Below are 16,091 nucleotides of genomic sequence, written 5' to 3'. Positions count from 1 at the left end.
CAAATGAAGATAACAACGCCCCATTTATCCGCAACAGGACGCGGGAAATAATAGCGCCATTATCGTTTATTGGGTTCTTAATGATGCAATCGCTGGTTTTCAATGAGTTTGGCGCTTCAGACGTGCTCTACCTGCACAATCACCCGACGCCGCAGCCCGGCGCGGGCGAGTTGCTGGTCGACGTGTCTGCCGCCGGGCTGAATTTTGCGGATATTTATCGCCGCCAGGGGCGTTACCCGCTGGCAGGAAACGCCCCCTGGGTTGCCGGGTATGAAGGTGCCGGCCAGGTGATTGCCGTGGGGAGCGGTGTGAGCGGCTGGCAGCCGGGCGATCGTGTGGGTTTTGCCGATGTGCCGCTGGCGCACGCCAGCCATATTGTGGTGCCGCAGGAACACGCCATCCGCCTTCCCGACTGGCTTTCTGAAGCGCAGGCCGCGTCGATTCTGTTGCAAGGCTTAACCGCAGATTATCTGGTACATGACGTGTTACCGGTGGTACCCGGCATGCGTGTCGCCGTGCTGGCCGCCGCTGGCGGCGTGGGCAGCCTGCTGACGCAAATGCTGGTACACCGGGGGGGGCAGGTGTTCGCCGTGGCCTCAAACCAGGCTAAGCAGCACCGCTGTCTGCGTAACGGCGCAGACGCCGCCGCCGATTACGACTCATGGCCTGAACAGGTTCGCGCCTGGCATACGCCGGGTTGCGATATCGTGTTTGATTCGGTTGGCAGCACGCTGCTACAAAGCCTGGACAGCCTGAAAGATGGCGGGCGCGTTGTGCTGTTCGGTATGTCCGGCGGCACGATCCCCACGCCGGATCCGGCGCAGTTTTTATTGCGATCCACCGGCGTTATCGGTGCCGATCTGTGGACTTACCTGACCTCGCAGCAAGAGCGGCAGCGCCGCGCCGATCGCCTGTTTGCACTGCTGAAAGCGGGGCATATTACATTGCCGGAGGTGACATCGTTTCCGCTCTACCGGGGTAAAGAGGCGCATGACTTGCTGGAAAACAGAGGGTTTAGCGGGAAGGTGATTTTGATCCCCTGACATAACGCGTTTTAAAAATGAAACAGCACCAGGGAAGCACATAATAAAAAGCGGACACCGGAAATTCCGGTCAAGAAGCTGAAGTAAAAAGCGGGGCAATTGCCCCGCTTCGTTTAACCTGATACCGAATTAACGATATTTCTTGTGATACGTGTTACGGGTATCGATGAACCCTTTAGCGGCGTCCTGCGCCTCTTTCACTTTGCCTTCGTTAGCCAGTTTCAGCGCGCCGTCGATCTGCCCAACCAGCACATCAAAGCCGTGGCGGAAATCTTTCATCTCCGCGCTGTCTGCCGCTTTACCTTCCAGTTTCGGCGGCGTTGCTTTTTGTGCATCCAGCGCAGCGGTACGCATTTTGGTTAATGCATCTTTCATCTCGCCAGCGTCGCTGGTTTTCTGCACCACTTTCAGATTGTCATTCAGGGTGCCCATATCATCTTCGAGATCGGCGGCGAACACCGACGATCCAACAAACAACGATGACACAGCAAGGATCGCTAACAGGTTTTTACGCATTGCTCACTTCCTTTTTTATTATTCACGCTAAAGGCGCAGCTCTGTGCGCCACGGAGTTATTGTCCGGCGATTTTCATCTCCGGGAGTAACACTGAACCACACTGAATATTGCTACGGTGTTCGATATCGTCACCAACGGTAACGATATTACGCCACATATCTTTCAAATTTCCGGCAATGGTAATTTCGCTCACCGGGTACTGGATTTCACCATTTTCTACCCAAAAACCGGACGCACCGCGCGAATAATCACCGGTAATGCCGCTCACGCCCTGGCCCATAAGCTCGGTGACCACAAGCCCGGTGCCCATCTCTTTTAGCATTTGCTCAAAGCTCAAACCGCGCCCGGCAATGCGCCAGTTATGAATGCCGCCCGCATGTCCGGTGCTTTTCAGCCCCAGCTTACGCGCGGAATAATTGGTCAGCAGCCACTGCATCAGCACGCCATCTTTAACGATATCGCGGCGTTCGGTGCGCACGCCTTCGCTGTCGAACGGTGAAGATGCCAGCCCTTTAAGCAGGTGCGGATGTTCTTCAATCGTCAGCCACTCCGGCAGGATCTGTTTGCCGAGATAGTCCAGCAGGAAGGTCGATTTTCGGTAGACAGAGCCACCGGCAATCGCGCCCACCAGGTGACCAAACAGGCCGGTTGCTACTTCGTGGCCGAAAATGACCGGCGCTTTCATGGTCGGCAGCTTACGCGGCGACAGGCGGGACAACGTGCGACGCGCACACTCTTCGCCCACCCATTCCGGTGTTTGCAGTTCGCTAATGTCGCGGCTGATGGTGTACGCGTAATCGCGCTCCATATCGCCATTCTCTTCGGCAATCACGCAGCTCGACAGAGAGTGGCGCGTAGAGCAGTAGCTTTGCAGCATGCCGTGGCTGTTGCCGAAGACTTTAATGCCGTAGTGGCTGTTGAAGCTGCCGCCTTCGGTATTATTAATGCGTTTATCCGCTTTCAGCGCCGCCTGTTCAGCGCGCGCGGCCCATTCAATGGCTTCATCCGGAGTCACTTCCGCCGGGTGGAACAGGGCGAGATCCGGTGCCTCAAACGCCAGCAGCTCTTTATCTGCCACGCCCGCGTAAGGATCCGGCGAGGTATAACGTGCAATATCCAGTGCCGCCTGTACGGTGCGGGCAATCGCGTCCGGGCTGAGATCGGTTGACGAGGCGCTGCCTTTACGGTTCTGGTGGTAAACGGTTATCCCAAGTGCGCCATCGCTGTTAAATTCAACATTCTCCACTTCGCCGTAGCGTGTGCTGACGCCGATCCCGGTGGTTTTGCTTACAGCCACTTCCGCACCGTCCGCTTTTCCGGCGGCTAATTCCAGCGCTGTGGTAACCGCCTCTTCCAGCGTTTTGCGTTGTTGTGCAACTTGTGTGATTACTTTCATTGCCAATGCCATAATTAAGGGAGAGATTCTTTGAAGTCTAACAGAGAACCGTTTTTCAGTGCGCGCCTTAACTGGTAACATTAGCCTCTTTTTTTAAGGAGCCTGAGATGACAAAGCAGCCCGACGACTGGCTCGACGACGTGCCCGGTGATGATATTGAAGACGAAGATGACGAGATCATCTGGGTCAGTAAGAGTGAAATTAAGCGCGATGCTGAAGAGTTAAAGCAGCTCGGCGCGGAAATGGTCGATCTTGGCAAAAACGCGCTGGATAAACTCCCGCTCGACCAGGATCTGCGCGACGCCATTGAACTGGCGCAGCGCATTAAGAAAGAGGGTCGCCGCCGTCAGTTGCAGTTGATCGGTAAAATGCTGCGTCAGCGCGATGTCGATCCGATTCGCCAGGCGCTGGATAAGCTGAAAAACCGCCACAATCAGCAAGTTGCCTTTTTCCACAAACTGGAGCAGATCCGTGATCGCCTGATTGAAGAGGGTGATGATGCGGTGCCAGAGGTGCTGAACCTGTGGCCGGACGCTGATCGCCAGCAACTGCGTTCGCTCATCCGTAATGCGAAGAAAGAGAAAGAAGGTAATAAACCGCCGAAATCCGCGCGTTTAATCTTCCAGTATCTGCGTGAACTGGCTGAAACCAGCGAGCAATAACCTTTCTGCATTATCCCTCTCCTGCGGGAGAGGGCTTTTCCCGCTACCCTTTTCCTGTTTCATTTATTTCCCCCATGGATGCTGCGCTGCTTTAGCTGAATCGTTAAAGCTAAAAGCATTACACATCACATATTTACCACACAAATAGCTTTCATTTCATAGATAAATGCGATCAATACCAGCTATTTGCCTTCTCATCCTCGCTCATTTTCAGCAAATGAAACGGATCACATTTTCTCCACTGCGCAAAACGTAGATTTCAGCCGTGGTGCAAATAATCGATTCAGCTAAAAGGACGAAATGATGAAAAAAACCGTAATGCTTTCCGCACTTGCTCTGCTTGTATCCGGTCCGGTGATGGCGAAAACCTGGGTGCTGACAAGTGCTGAAGGCGGTGTAGAGCAAGGAAACTGGCGGATCAGCAGCGATCAGCTGAACATCAAAGATCAGCAGTTCAGCATTGAACAGGTGGTGCTGCATGGTGGTAAACAAGAGGGCAGCAAAGTCATCAAACTGAGCAGTAAAAACGGCCTGACTATCGCGCTGAGCCCGACGCGCGGTATGAATTTGCTCTATGCCGACGGTTTTGGCGTGCATATGGGCTGGAGTTCACCGGTAAAAGAGGTCGTTAATCCGGCATTCATGAATCTGGAAAGCCGCAATGGCCTCGGCTGGCTGGAAGGTTTCAACGAAATGGTGGTGCGCTGCGGTTACGAATGGACCGGCCATCCGGTAACGGCAGACGGGCAGATTTACACCCTGCATGGCAAAGTCGGTAACACGCCCGCTTCGCAGGTTTCCGTCGATGTTAGCGAAACTGCGCCATATGAAATTCGCATTCGCGGATCGGTGAAAGAGAGCACTTTCAAAAAAGCGGATCTGCAAACGGAAATGGAACTGCGCTACATTCCTGGCAGCAACAGTTTCAGCCTGCATGACGTGCTGACCAACCATGCTGACTATCCGCACGATTACCAAATCATCTACCACAGCAATTTCAGTAAGCCGATCCTTGAACAGGGCGCGCGCTTTATTACACCGTATGAAAACGTCAGCCCGTTCAATGATTACGCCAAAAAAGGGTTGAAAGAGTGGCAAACCTACGCCGGGCCAACCAAGGGCTTCGACGAGATGGTGTTTAATATCAAGCCGCTGGCTGACGCCAGTAAACAGACCGTCGCGGCATTGCTCAACAAGGCCGGAGATAAAGGCGTGGCGATTAGCTACAACACCGAGCAGTTGCCGGTGCTGACGCTGTGGAAAAATACTGATACGGAAAAACAGGGCTACGTCACCGGTATCGAGCCGGGCACCAGCTATGCCTACCCGGTGACTATTGAACGCGAACAAAAACGCGTGAAACAACTGCAACCGGGCCAGAGCACCCGCTTCGATTTAACCTATACGCTGCTGCACAACAGCGGCCAGGTGGCTGAAGTAGAAAAACGCGTGCAGGAAATTCAGGGCAACAAAACCCCGCAGTCGATTGAAACGCCGATGGCGAAAGAGTAACGCGCAGACACAAAAAAACCGCGCCAGGTTTCGGGCGCGGTTTTTTATTTACTTAGTGCGATCAGGCGCTTTCAGCAGCGAGCTGCGCTTTTTTCGCCAGCCCGTCTAGCAGCTTCTGGTGGATACCACCAAACCCGCCGTTGCTCATCACCAGAATGTGATCGCCCGGCTGGGCGCTTTTGACAATCATCTCCGCCAGCGTATCGATATCCGCACTCCAGTACGCAGGCTGTACGCAGGCATCTGCCACTTCCGCCACCTGCCAGGGAATATGCGGCGGCTGCAGCAGGTACACTTCATCCGCACGTCCCAGCGACGGCGCCAGATCGTCTTTGCAGATGCCCATTTTCATGGTGTTCGAGCGTGGCTCCAGCACGGCGATAATTTTCGCGGTGCCGCCCACTTTCCCGCGCAGCGCCGCGAGGGTTGCCAGGATTGCCGTCGGGTGATGGGCAAAATCGTCATACACGGTCACGCCATTGGCTTCACCACGCAGCTCCAGACGGCGACGCGCGTTGATAAAAGAGTCCAGCGCCTTCGCCGCATCTGTCGGGGCAACACCCACATGACGCGCGGCAGCAATCGCCATCAGGCCGTTGTGCATGTTGTGCTCGCCCACTAAGCCCCAGTTCACCTGGCCGACGCATTCGTTATCCAGCCACACTTCCCAGTTAGAGGCGTCGGTGTTCAGTTTTTTCGCCTGCCAGTGGCCCTGCTCGCCCACCAGCTCCTGCTCGCTCCAGCAGCCCATCGCCATCGTCTGTTTCAGGTTGATGTCGTTTTCCGGCCAGATGATTTTCCCCTGCCCCGGCACGATGCGCACCAGATGGTGGAACTGTTTCTGAATCGCTTTCAGGTCGTCGAAAATATCCGCATGGTCAAACTCAAGGTTATTGAGTACCAGCGTGCGCGGGCAGTAATGGACAAATTTGGAACGTTTGTCGAAGAAGGCGCAGTCATATTCATCGGCTTCAATCACGAAGAACGGGCTCTCACCCAGACGCGCCGAGACATCAAAGTTGCCCGGTACGCCGCCAATGACAAACCCCGGTTTATAACCGCAGGCTTCGAGAATCCACGTCGCCATCCCGGCGGTGGTTGTTTTGCCGTGCGTACCGGCGATCGCGACAACCCAACGGTCGCGCAGCACAAAGTCATGCAGCCATTGCGGGCCCGACATAAACGGAATGTTCTTTTCCAGCACCGCTTCCACACAGGGATTACCGCGCTTCATCACGTTGCCGATGATGACCAAATCCGGCGCCGGATCGAGCTGGCTTGCGTCATAACCTTCAATCAGTTCAATCCCTTGATTCTCAAGCAGCGTGCTCATCGGCGGATAGACACTGTCGTCCGAGCCCGTTACCTGGTGTCCCAGCGAGCGCGCCAGCATTGCCAGCCCGCCCATGAAAGTGCCACAAATCCCCAATATATGAATGCGCATACGTCATTATCCTTTCTTAAACTGGCGCACATTTTACTCATATGTTTACGCACAGAGAAATGCATTTCAGGATAATCCGCATATAGCTGGCGCGATTCACCTGTGCGCGGACTTTTGAATGTTTGTTAGTATTGTTGCAGGACCTTCGCGTTTTCGTTTGCGAAAGCTCTGGCTGTTACGGCGTCAGCTGTTTACTATCCGGAACTTGCTGTGAGCAGCAACCTGAAAACCACAGGCTACAATCGCTTTACTCCATCATGAAAAATGCAGGGAAAGTGTTATGAAAACGTTAGGTGAATTTATTGTCGAAAAGCAGCATGAGTTCTCGCATGCAACGGGTGAACTGACTGCTTTGCTGTCGGCGATAAAACTGGGCGCCAAGATCATTCATCGCGATATCAACAAGGCCGGTCTGGTCGATATCCTGGGTGCAAGCGGTGCTGAAAACGTGCAGGGCGAGCAGCAACAAAAACTCGACCTGTTCGCGAACGAAAAACTGAAAGCCGCACTCCGCGCCCGCGATATCGTGGCTGGGATCGCCTCTGAAGAAGAAGATGAGATCGTCGTTTTCGAAGGCTGCGAACACGCGAAATATGTGGTGCTGATGGATCCTCTGGATGGTTCCTCCAACATCGACGTTAACGTCTCCGTCGGGACAATTTTCTCCATCTATCGCCGTGTCACGCCAGTCGGTACGCCGGTCACCATGGAAGACTTCCTGCAACCGGGCAACAAGCAAGTCGCCGCCGGTTATGTGGTTTACGGTTCGTCCACCATGCTGGTTTACACCACTGGCTGCGGCGTACATGCCTTCACTTACGATCCGTCACTTGGCGTGTTCTGCCTGAGCCAGGAGCGTATGCGTTTCCCGGAGCGTGGCAACACGTACTCCATTAACGAAGGCAACTACATCAAATTCCCGCAGGGCGTGAAGAAATACCTGAAATTCTGCCAGGAAGAAGATAAAGCGACCAACCGCCCTTACACCACGCGCTACATCGGTTCGCTGGTGGCGGATTTCCACCGTAACCTGCTGAAAGGCGGGATTTACCTCTACCCAAGCACCGCCAGCCACCCGGAAGGGAAACTGCGCCTGCTGTACGAATGCAACCCGATGGCTTTCCTCGCTGAACAAGCGGGCGGTAAAGCCAGCGACGGCAAAAACCGCATTCTGGATATCCAGCCGGGAAGTCTGCACCAGCGCCGTCCGTTCTTTGTCGGCAACGAGCACATGGTGGATGACGTAGAACGCTATCTGCGTGAGTTCCCGGACGCCTAATCGGCCGGTTCGAACGAGAAAGCGCCACGATTGTGGCGCTTTTTTTTAGCGCACGAAGGTGCGTTTGACGCGAATGGACACCAGAAAATAGGGGATCCAAATCGCTGCGCTTACCGCGTTACGCAGCAACGGCTTAACGTTATCGTAGACGTAAGGCAGATCCATAAGCTGATGTGCCAGCACTAAATCCATCCCGTAAAACGCAAGCCAAAGCAGCAGAAAACCAATGAAAAAGCGCGGAAGCTGACGCTTTTTGCGAAAGAACAGGCTCGAAACGAACAACGTGTAAGCAAACATCGCCACAAAGAAAACCAGCTCAAAAATAAGCAGCCCTTTCTGCCCTGCGACGAACGCGCCGTCGTGCTCCATCAGTTCCTGAACGGTCGTGTTGATTGACACCACAATCGTCAGCAGAGAAAGCACCAGCGAGATCGCCGGTACAAAAAGCCAGCCGCGAATTTTTTTAAACTCGCGCGCCTCGCACTCCGCGCAGAAATCACTCTCTTTCAGCGCGTCCTTATCGCATTGAATACAGGTTCCCATGTCGTTGCCTTTCGTTATCCCTGCGTCTGTAAACGGAATGAAGCCATTGCCTGCAACAACTCGCGGGACTGCTCTTCCAGCGAACGGGTCGCCGCAGAAGATTGCTGCACCAGCGCCGCGTTTTGCTGCGCGGTTTCATCCATCTGGCTGACGGCGATATTCACCTGCTCAATACCGCGACTCTGCTCCTGCGATGCATTGGCGATTTCGCGCATTAGTTTGGTCATTCGCAACACTTCTTCGGCGATTTCGTCCATCGTTTCACCGGCCTGCATCGCCAGATCGCTGCCTTCAGACACCTGCGCCTGCGAGCTGCTGATGAGCGCCCGGATCTCTTTCGCCGACTCGGCGCTGCGGCTGGCAAGGTTACGCACTTCACCGGCAACCACCGCGAAACCACGCCCCTGCTCACCCGCGCGCGCCGCTTCAACGGCGGCGTTCAGCGCCAGAATATTGGTCTGGAAAGCAATGGCGTCAATCACGCTAAGAATGTCGGCGATACGATCGGAGCTGGTGGAGATATCGCGCATTTTTTCAATAACATAGCAGACCATTTCGCTGCCGCGATCGGCGGTATCGGAAACGGTCTTCGCCAGTTTATGCGCCTGCTCGGCGTTGTCGGCGTTCAGTTTCACCGTGGCGGTGATCTGCTCCATGCTGGCTGCGGTTTGCTCCAGCGATGTGGCGGTAGATTCCGTACGCTGCGACAAATCGACATTGCCCGCCGCCAATTCACGGCTGCCGGTATCAATTTGCGAGCTGGCATCGCGCACGCGGGTGACCGACCCCACCAGCGACTGACGCATCTCCTCAATAGCCGCGTTCAGCCGGTTAAACTCTTTACTGCTGACGTCTGTTTTCAGGTAGGTCAAATCCCCTGCCGCCACCTGTTCCAGCTGCTGAATAGAGGTATCCAGCGGCTTGAGCAGCAAATGGCGCAGCGCCAGCCAGGCCAGCACGATGATCCCGGCCACCAGCAACGCCACCACCAGAATCAGCAGCATAACGCCGTTTTTACTGCTCTGAACGGCGCTCACTTCCGCTTTGCCGCGCACTTCGCCCCATTTCTGGAATGCCTGCATGTCGTTGTCGAACTGGCGGGAGATAGGGATCAGTTTGTTTTCCAGCAGGTCGTAATAGGCATCGGCGCTCTGGTGGTTGAGCGCATCCTGCATCGGTTTAATGCCCTGATTGACATAGTCGCCGTAGCTTTTCGCTAACGCCGCCAGCAGTGCAGAACCTTGTTCGTCATCGACGCCCGCCTTAATCACACCCGTAAGCGATTGCTCACCGTGTTCAATTTCGCCATTGATCATTTTCACCGATTTGGCGGCATCATCCAGCAAACCGACTTCCATCATGCGCACGGCCTGGCCCGCTTCATTACGCGCACGCAGGATCAGCGTGTAACCTTCGCTCAGGCGCGCCATCTTTTCGCCCTGAAGCTGGCTAATTCGCTCCAGCGATGAGGAACTTTTATTGAGTGCATAAACTCCGATGCCGCTAACCAGCAACAGGAGAAACGTCATAACAGCCAGCAAAGAAAGTAAACCAGTACGGATCGAAAGCGTTTTAAGCATGATGTGAATCCCGGTAGCAGCGATACTTTTTGGCGTAAATTAAGCCGATTCGTCAGTTATCGACCGCCACCGGAATTACTTTAGGGAAAAATAGTCATTTCAACATGTTATTACTTTGTTGCTGTTGTGCTAACGCGTGTAACAGGTGAGCTTTGGCGGTTCTCCCACAGCACCGTTAAGCCACGTTGCAACGCGATAAAAATAAACAACAGAATGCCGATGGCAATCTTGGTCCACCAGGAACTAAGCGTGCCGTCGAAGTTAATATAGGTCTGGATAAGCCCCTGAATACCCACGCCAAACAGTGTGCCGAGCACCGTGCCGACACCACCGCTCAGCAGCGTACCGCCAATCACCACCGAGGCAATCGCATCCAGCTCAACCCCCACGCCCGCCAGCGCGTAACCGGCCTGGGTGTAAATGGAAAAGACAATCCCCGCCAGCGTCGCAAGCCCGGTCGAGAGCATATAGATACGAATGGTGGTACTGCGTGTTGAGATACCCATCAGGTTCGCGGAAGTCGCATTACCGCCAATCGCGTAGACTTCGTTGCCAAAACGAGTGCGGTGTGCGAGGAAAATACCGATTACCACCACGAACAGCATCAGCAGCCCCATTGCGCTCAAACGTCCGCCGCCGGGGATCATCCACGCCATGCTGGAGAGCGAATCATAAATCGGGTGATTAATTGGAATTGACTCTTCCGAGAGCAGGTAGCTGACGCCGCGCAGGAAAAACATCCCCGCCAGGGTGATGATAAACGCCGGGATTTTTAACGCGTCGATCAGAAGCCCCATAAACGCGCCAAACGCGGTGCCCATCAGTAAAATTAACGGGAATGCCAGCAGAGGCGAGATGCCCCAGTCACCAATGGCTTTCGCCAGAAAAACGCCGGTGAAAGCGATCACCGAGCCGACGGATAAATCAATGCCGCCAGAGAGGATCACGAAGGTCATACCAACGGCGATAATCCCCAGGAAAGCGTTATCTGTGAGGATGTTGCAAATCACGCGCGTCGACGCGAAACCGGGAAACTGCGTCAGGCAGTAGAGGTAGCCGAGCACAAACACGCCGAGCGTTATCATCAGCGGTAAATTACGTTTTATCATGACCGCGAGCTCCTTTAATCAGCGCGATAAAGCGCGGCGACTGAACAATCAGTACGCACATCACCACCACCGCTTTCACCACCTGGTTGAGTTCCGGCTGGAAACCGGAGAGCAAAATGCCGGTATTCATGCCCTGAATAATCAGCGCACCCACCACCGACAGCACAAGATTAAAGCGCCCGCCCATCAGCGAACCGCCGCCGATAACCACCGCCAGAATCGCGTCTAATTCCAGCCACAGCCCGGCGTTGTTGGCATCCGCCCCGCGAATGTCCGCCGCGACAATCACCCCGGCTATCGCCGCGCACACGCCGCTCAGCACGTAAGTCAGCATCACCACAACACGGGTATTCACACCGGCGTTTTTCGCCGCGCGAATATTGATGCCCACCGCTTCAATGAACATGCCGAGCGCGGTTTTGCGAGTGAACACCCAGAACAGCACCAGCGTGACCAGCGCGATAATCACCGGGGTTGGGAATAGCAGCAGCGAACCGCTACCCAACCAGGCCAGTGACGGAGCGTTAAAGGTGACTATCTGCCCGGAGGTGATCAACTGTGCGACGCCGCGCCCGGCAACCATCAAAATCAGCGTGGCGACGAACGGCTGGATCTTCAAAATCGCCACCAGAATGCCGTTCCACAATCCAGCCAGCACACCAGTGCCAATCGCCGCCAGCAGCACCACCGTCAGGCTGTATCCGGCGACCGTTAACGACGCTGCCGTTGCTCCGGCGATCGCCATCACCGCCCCGACCGACAGATCAATACCGCCGGTGGCAATCACCAGCGTCATACCAATGGCCAGCAGCGCCACCGGCGCAGCGCGGTTAAGAATGTCTATCGGGCTACCGAACAGACGACCATCCTGTAACACCACCTGATAAAAATGCGGCGCGACCAGGCTATCCACCACCAACACCAGCAGCAGCGCTATCAACTGCGGCGTTCCGGTCGGCCAGTTAAAACGACGTTTTGGCGGCGTCGTTTGGCCAAGTGATTGAGGCATCACACTTTACTCCTTACGCCGCAATGGCATTCATGATCGCCGGAACGGACAACTCAGCGAGCGGGATCTCCGCTACCTGTTTACGATCGCGCATGATAATCACCCGATCCGCATAACCGACCAGCTCTTCCAGTTCGGACGAAATAACCAGCAGCGCGAGACCATCGGCACAGAGGGTTTCGATCAGGCGAATGATCTCCGCATGCGCCCCCACATCGATACCGCGCGTCGGCTCATCGAGGATCAGGAATTGCGGGCGCGTCAGTAGCCAGCGCGAAAGCAGCACTTTCTGCTGGTTGCCGCCGGAAAGAAACTCAATCGGCTGCTCGGCGCTCGGTGTGCGAATGCCAAGCTGGCGAATGAAACGCTCGGCAATCGCGTTCTGCTCTTTGCGTGGGATTGGCCGCAGCCAGCCGCGCTGCGCCTGCAACGCCAGTACGATATTTTCCCGCACCGACGCGGCGGCGATAATGCCGTCGGTTTTACGGTCTTCCGGGCAAAAACCGATGCCCAGACACGAAGCCTGGTGTGGCGAACGTAAAGATTGGGACTTGCCTTTGATGGTCGCGCTGCCGCTGTCGGCGGGTTTGATGCCAAAAATCACTTCAGCGGTTTCGGTGCGACCCGAGCCTAACAACCCGGCCAGACCGACAATCTCACCGGGGCGCACTTCCAGATCGAACGGGGCGATCACCCCTTTTTTGCCATAACCATTGAACGCCGCCACCGGTTTTTCACTCAGCAGCGTGCGCCCGGCGCGTTGCAGGGCGTTGCTTTCCAGTTCACGACCCAGCATCATTTTGACCAGCTCTATTTGCGGCAACTCGCTGGTAGGTTTGCAACCGACAAAACCGCCGTTGCGCAGCACGGTGATGCGGTCGCTGACTTCATAGACTTGATCGAGAAAGTGGGTAACGAAGATCAGGCTGACGCCCTGATCGCGCAACTGGCGCATCAGGGTAAACAACATTTCCACTTCCAGGGTATCGAGGCTGGCGGTGGGTTCATCAAGGATCAGCACTTTAGCGGAGAGATCGATGGCGCGGCAAATGGCCACAATCTGCTGCATCGCCACCGAATAACGGTTAAGCGGCTCGCGCACATCCAACGAGAAACCGTAAGACTCCATCAATTCAGTCGCGCGTTTTTCCATCTCTTTACGACGCAATAAACCAAAACGCCGGGGTTCGCGACCAATAAATAAGTTATCCGCCACCGACATGTTTGGCAGCAGGTTGACTTCCTGGTACACCGTCCCGATGCCGAGCTGCTGGGCGTGGGCGGTATTTTTCGGATTGATTTGCTGGCCTTCCAGCCATATAGCGCCTTTATCGGCGTGGTAAACGCCGGTTAACGCTTTAATCAGCGTCGATTTTCCCGCGCCGTTTTCCCCGAGCAGGGCCATGATTTCGCCGCGGCGCAGGCTGAAATCCACGTTATCGAGCGCTTTTACGCCGGGAAAGAATTTACTTAAGCCTTCGGTACGCAGGATTTCCTGGTGTGCTTCCGCGTTCATTGTTGACCCCTTACACATTTACCCTCTCCCCGCCGGGGAGAGGGTTTTTGCGACTCAGTAACCCATGTTTTTCTTTTTCTCTAACTCCTCTTTCGCCGTATCCGGCAGATAGAGCGTCGATTTGGTAATGGTCAACTTCGGTGGCATGGTGCCGTCTTTTTTGAATTTTTCCAGCGCGTCGAACGCCGGGCCAGCCATGTTTGGCGTCAGTTCGACGCTGGCATTGGCTTCGCCGTCGATCATCGCTTTGTAGATATCCGGCACGCCATCAATAGAACCGGTGAGAATGTCTTTACCCGGTTTCAGACCCGCTTCTTTGATGGCCTGGATAGCGCCGATCGCCATGTCATCGTTGTGGGCGTAAACCATGCAGATGTTTTTGCCGTTGTTTTCCGCCTTGATAAAGCTCTCCATCACCTCTTTACCTTTACTGCGGGTAAAGTCACCAGACTGAGAACGGATGATTTTGATGTTAGAAGCTTTCGAAATGGCTTCGGCAAACCCTTTCTTACGATCGATCGCCACGCTCGCACCCACGGTGCCTTGCAGCTCAACAACGTTACACGGTTTGCCATCGACCGTTTTCACCAGCCAGTCACCAATCAGCTTGCCTTCAAGAATGTTGTCGGCGGTCACCGTAGTCATGTAGAGCGATTTGTCTTTGACATCGATGGAGCGGTCGAGCAAGAACACCGGTATTTTGGCGTCTTTAGCTTCTTTCAACACCGGTTCCCAGCCGGTGGCCACCACCGGCGCGATAAAGATGGCGTCAACGCCCTGGGCGATGAACGAACGTACCGCTTTGATTTGGTTTTCCTGCTTCTGCTGGGCGTCAGCAATCTTCAGCGTAATGCCGCGCTTGCTGGCTTCGCTTTTGGCGACGTTGGTTTCAGCGGCTCGCCAGCCGGATTCAGATCCGACCTGCGAAAATCCTACGGTTAACGGGGCGGCCATTGCCATAGACGACATGGCTGCCGAAACTGCTGTGACAAGAAGTAAGCGCTTCCACATAAGAGCATCCTCGAGGGTTATTGTTGGCTACAACTTCACCTGCGGGAAAACTATAGACAATCGAGGATGTAACAGAATGCGTTACATCACAAATCGGAAAAGTGAATGAATTGTTGATGACCAGTTGCGATCTGGCGCGCGAAAAGCGCGGTTTTAATTCACCTCATTTATCCATTGAAATTGCAGAAATTTACTGCGTACGGATTAGAACGAAATTTCGCTGTAATCGGTTACACAAATTTATTGATGATGCTGCTATGGTTATGGATAAAACGGTCAAAAATGGGTGTCAGAAAGCGTCTGAAAAAGTGTGAGGAAGTTAAAACAGCCCAAGACATTCACCGCCAGTTGGCTATAATACCCGGCACTTGTTTGCCACACATTTTAAAGGAAACAAACATGAGCTTACTGAACGTCCCGGCGGGTAAAGATCTGCCAGAAGATATCTACGTTGTTATCGAAATTCCGGCTAACGCTGACCCGATCAAATACGAAGTCGACAAAGAGAGCGGCGCGCTGTTCGTAGACCGTTTCATGTCCACCGCGATGTTCTATCCGTGCAACTACGGTTATATCAACCACACCCTTTCGCTGGATGGTGACCCGGTAGACGTGCTGGTGCCGACGCCGTACCCGCTGGAGCCAGGCTCTGTGATCCGCTGCCGTCCGGTTGGCGTGCTGAAAATGACCGACGAGTCTGGTGAAGATGCCAAACTGGTTGCCGTTCCGCATACCAAACTGAGCAAAGAGTACGATCACATTAAAGATGTGAACGACCTGCCGGAACTGCTGAAAGCACAGATCACCCACTTCTTCGAGCACTACAAAGATCTCGAAAAAGGCAAATGGGTGAAAGTGGACGGCTGGGACAATGCTGAAGCTGCTAAAGCAGAAATCATTGCCTCTTTCGAGCGCGCAGCGAAGAAGTAATCCGCTTTATCTGAAAAAAGCCCTGGTGCGCATGATGCCACCGGGGCTTTTTTTCGCCCTGGTTTTGTGAGCTGTCGGGTTAATGCCGGATGCGGCTTTACCTTAGCCAGGCACGAAAACGGGATAGTGCAGATAAGCGGATCGCGCAAAGAAAAACCGCGCCAGCGGCGCGGTTCTCTAAGCGTGATTACTTCTGGTACTGCTCGCGGTCGAGCCAGTTACCGCTCTCGATCAAGGTTTTTCCCTCAACCGAACGCTGGTAAACATACATCCAGGCGCTGCCATAAGGCGTCTGGATCAACTGACGTTTGTACTCGCCGCCCGCGGTGCGCAGAGCGTCCAGCTCACCGAGCGTTGCTGCGTCGATGCGATAAACTTCGCCCTTGACGCTTCCTTCACCGGCTACTGCGCCGGGATAGTGCCCCAGACTATACAGCTGATGATTTTCGACACAAAAGTCCCCCAGCCACTGAGCATTGGTCATCCAGTGGCTGTTGCCCTGCTTGCGTCGTAAACTGCCGTAGACAAATATTCGCATTG

15 protein-coding genes are annotated in these 16,091 nt (G+C 54.5%); 5 read left to right on the top strand and 10 right to left on the bottom strand.

Translation table 11 applies throughout. The annotated features are described in order from the left end of the window. The first annotated feature begins 80 nt into the window (after positions 1–80). Positions 81–1,043 carry a quinone oxidoreductase gene (locus ACFX4U_RS20230; protein ID WP_313508039.1) on the top strand — a complete coding sequence of 321 codons (963 nt, stop codon included), beginning with the start codon at positions 81–83 and terminating at the stop codon, positions 1,041–1,043. Positions 1,044–1,172: 129 nt separating this feature from the next. Here the strand turns inward: ACFX4U_RS20230 and cybC are convergent, their stop codons facing one another. Both cybC and pmbA read right to left on the bottom strand, forming a co-directional pair. Further along, complete coding sequence (gene cybC, locus ACFX4U_RS20225; RefSeq protein ID WP_097401747.1) at positions 1,173–1,559, bottom strand: cytochrome b562; 387 nt, start codon at positions 1,557–1,559, stop codon at positions 1,173–1,175. Positions 1,560–1,615: 56 nt separating this feature from the next. After that, positions 1,616–2,968, bottom strand: coding sequence for a metalloprotease PmbA (gene pmbA / locus ACFX4U_RS20220; protein ID WP_313508040.1), 1,353 nt, complete (start codon positions 2,966–2,968; stop codon positions 1,616–1,618). Positions 2,969–3,063: 95 nt separating this feature from the next. Here pmbA and yjgA point away from each other — a divergent pair, with 95 nt between their 5' ends. After that, positions 3,064–3,618, top strand: coding sequence for a ribosome biogenesis factor YjgA (gene yjgA / locus ACFX4U_RS20215; RefSeq protein WP_017459116.1), 555 nt, complete (start codon positions 3,064–3,066; stop codon positions 3,616–3,618). A 303-nt stretch (positions 3,619–3,921) separates the two neighbouring features. Further along, entirely contained in the window at positions 3,922–5,130 is a 1,209-nt protein-coding gene (locus tag ACFX4U_RS20210; protein ID WP_313508041.1) for an aldose 1-epimerase family protein, read from the top strand. Positions 5,131–5,191: 61 nt separating this feature from the next. Here ACFX4U_RS20210 and mpl read toward each other — a convergent pair whose 3' ends face one another. Then, entirely contained in the window at positions 5,192–6,574 is a 1,383-nt protein-coding gene (mpl, locus tag ACFX4U_RS20205; RefSeq protein WP_313508042.1) for a UDP-N-acetylmuramate:L-alanyl-gamma-D-glutamyl-meso-diaminopimelate ligase, read from the bottom strand. 280 nt (positions 6,575–6,854) lie between these two features. On the opposite strand from mpl, the gene fbp reads away from it, so the two are divergent. Continuing rightward, positions 6,855–7,853 carry a class 1 fructose-bisphosphatase gene (gene fbp, locus ACFX4U_RS20200; RefSeq protein WP_305737271.1) on the top strand — a complete coding sequence of 333 codons (999 nt, stop codon included), beginning with the start codon at positions 6,855–6,857 and terminating at the stop codon, positions 7,851–7,853. 45 nt (positions 7,854–7,898) lie between these two features. Here the strand turns inward: fbp and ACFX4U_RS20195 are convergent, their stop codons facing one another. From ACFX4U_RS20195 to ytfQ, 6 genes are all read right to left on the bottom strand, one after another. Continuing rightward, a complete protein-coding gene (locus tag ACFX4U_RS20195; RefSeq protein WP_305737272.1) occupies positions 7,899–8,396 on the bottom strand; it encodes a DUF2569 domain-containing protein in 498 nt (165 codons plus the stop codon). 14 nt (positions 8,397–8,410) lie between these two features. Beyond that, positions 8,411–9,976, bottom strand: coding sequence for a methyl-accepting chemotaxis protein (locus ACFX4U_RS20190; protein WP_313508043.1), 1,566 nt, complete (start codon positions 9,974–9,976; stop codon positions 8,411–8,413). A 110-nt stretch (positions 9,977–10,086) separates the two neighbouring features. Then, positions 10,087–11,085, bottom strand: coding sequence for a galactofuranose ABC transporter, permease protein YjfF (gene yjfF / locus ACFX4U_RS20185; protein ID WP_017459122.1), 999 nt, complete (start codon positions 11,083–11,085; stop codon positions 10,087–10,089). Continuing rightward, entirely contained in the window at positions 11,072–12,097 is a 1,026-nt protein-coding gene (gene ytfT, locus ACFX4U_RS20180; protein ID WP_175273860.1) for a galactofuranose ABC transporter, ATP-binding protein YtfT, read from the bottom strand. Before ytfT ends, yjfF begins: the two co-directional genes overlap by 14 nt. 10 nt (positions 12,098–12,107) lie before the next feature. Further along, on the bottom strand, positions 12,108–13,610 hold the full coding sequence (gene ytfR, locus ACFX4U_RS20175; RefSeq protein ID WP_313508044.1) for a galactofuranose ABC transporter, ATP-binding protein YtfR: 1,503 nt from the start codon (positions 13,608–13,610) through the stop codon (positions 12,108–12,110). 54 nt (positions 13,611–13,664) lie between these two features. Beyond that, positions 13,665–14,621: a galactofuranose ABC transporter substrate-binding protein YtfQ gene (gene ytfQ / locus ACFX4U_RS20170; protein WP_313508045.1), complete on the bottom strand. Its 957-nt coding sequence runs from the start codon at positions 14,619–14,621 to the stop codon at positions 13,665–13,667. Between the two features lie 399 nt (positions 14,622–15,020). Here ytfQ and ppa point away from each other — a divergent pair, with 399 nt between their 5' ends. Continuing rightward, on the top strand, positions 15,021–15,551 hold the full coding sequence (gene ppa, locus ACFX4U_RS20165) for an inorganic diphosphatase (protein ID WP_008460444.1): 531 nt from the start codon (positions 15,021–15,023) through the stop codon (positions 15,549–15,551). Positions 15,552–15,738: 187 nt separating this feature from the next. Here ppa and ACFX4U_RS20160 read toward each other — a convergent pair whose 3' ends face one another. Beyond that, entirely contained in the window at positions 15,739–16,089 is a 351-nt protein-coding gene (locus tag ACFX4U_RS20160) for a gamma-glutamylcyclotransferase (protein ID WP_020456270.1), read from the bottom strand. Positions 16,090–16,091 lie beyond the last annotated feature (2 nt).

It is taken from the genome of Kosakonia sp. YIM B13588 (genome assembly GCF_042788165.1).
GTDB lineage: Bacteria > Pseudomonadota > Gammaproteobacteria > Enterobacterales > Enterobacteriaceae > Kosakonia > Kosakonia sacchari.
This window is presented reverse-complemented; position numbering and strand designations above follow the sequence as displayed.

Bases quoted from the DNA above. Each gene is read 5' to 3' on its own strand.
- pmbA (WP_313508040.1), bottom strand. From the start codon at position 2,968: ATGGCATTGGCAATGAAAGTAATCACACAAGTTGCACAACAACGCAAA.
- ACFX4U_RS20210 (WP_313508041.1), top strand. From the start codon at position 3,922: ATGAAAAAAACCGTAATGCTTTCCGCACTTGCTCTGCTTGTATCCGGT.
- ytfR (WP_313508044.1), bottom strand. From the start codon at position 13,610: ATGAACGCGGAAGCACACCAGGAAATCCTGCGTACCGAAGGCTTAAGT.
- ytfQ (WP_313508045.1), bottom strand. From the start codon at position 14,621: ATGTGGAAGCGCTTACTTCTTGTCACAGCAGTTTCGGCAGCCATGTCG.
- fbp (WP_305737271.1), top strand. From the start codon at position 6,855: ATGAAAACGTTAGGTGAATTTATTGTCGAAAAGCAGCATGAGTTCTCG.
- ACFX4U_RS20195 (WP_305737272.1), bottom strand. From the start codon at position 8,396: ATGGGAACCTGTATTCAATGCGATAAGGACGCGCTGAAAGAGAGTGAT.
- ACFX4U_RS20160 (WP_020456270.1), bottom strand. From the start codon at position 16,089: ATGCGAATATTTGTCTACGGCAGTTTACGACGCAAGCAGGGCAACAGC.
- ACFX4U_RS20190 (WP_313508043.1), bottom strand. From the start codon at position 9,976: ATGCTTAAAACGCTTTCGATCCGTACTGGTTTACTTTCTTTGCTGGCT.
- yjfF (WP_017459122.1), bottom strand. From the start codon at position 11,085: ATGATAAAACGTAATTTACCGCTGATGATAACGCTCGGCGTGTTTGTG.
- ACFX4U_RS20230 (WP_313508039.1), top strand. From the start codon at position 81: ATGATGCAATCGCTGGTTTTCAATGAGTTTGGCGCTTCAGACGTGCTC.
- cybC (WP_097401747.1), bottom strand. From the start codon at position 1,559: ATGCGTAAAAACCTGTTAGCGATCCTTGCTGTGTCATCGTTGTTTGTT.
- yjgA (WP_017459116.1), top strand. From the start codon at position 3,064: ATGACAAAGCAGCCCGACGACTGGCTCGACGACGTGCCCGGTGATGAT.
- ppa (WP_008460444.1), top strand. From the start codon at position 15,021: ATGAGCTTACTGAACGTCCCGGCGGGTAAAGATCTGCCAGAAGATATC.
- mpl (WP_313508042.1), bottom strand. From the start codon at position 6,574: ATGCGCATTCATATATTGGGGATTTGTGGCACTTTCATGGGCGGGCTG.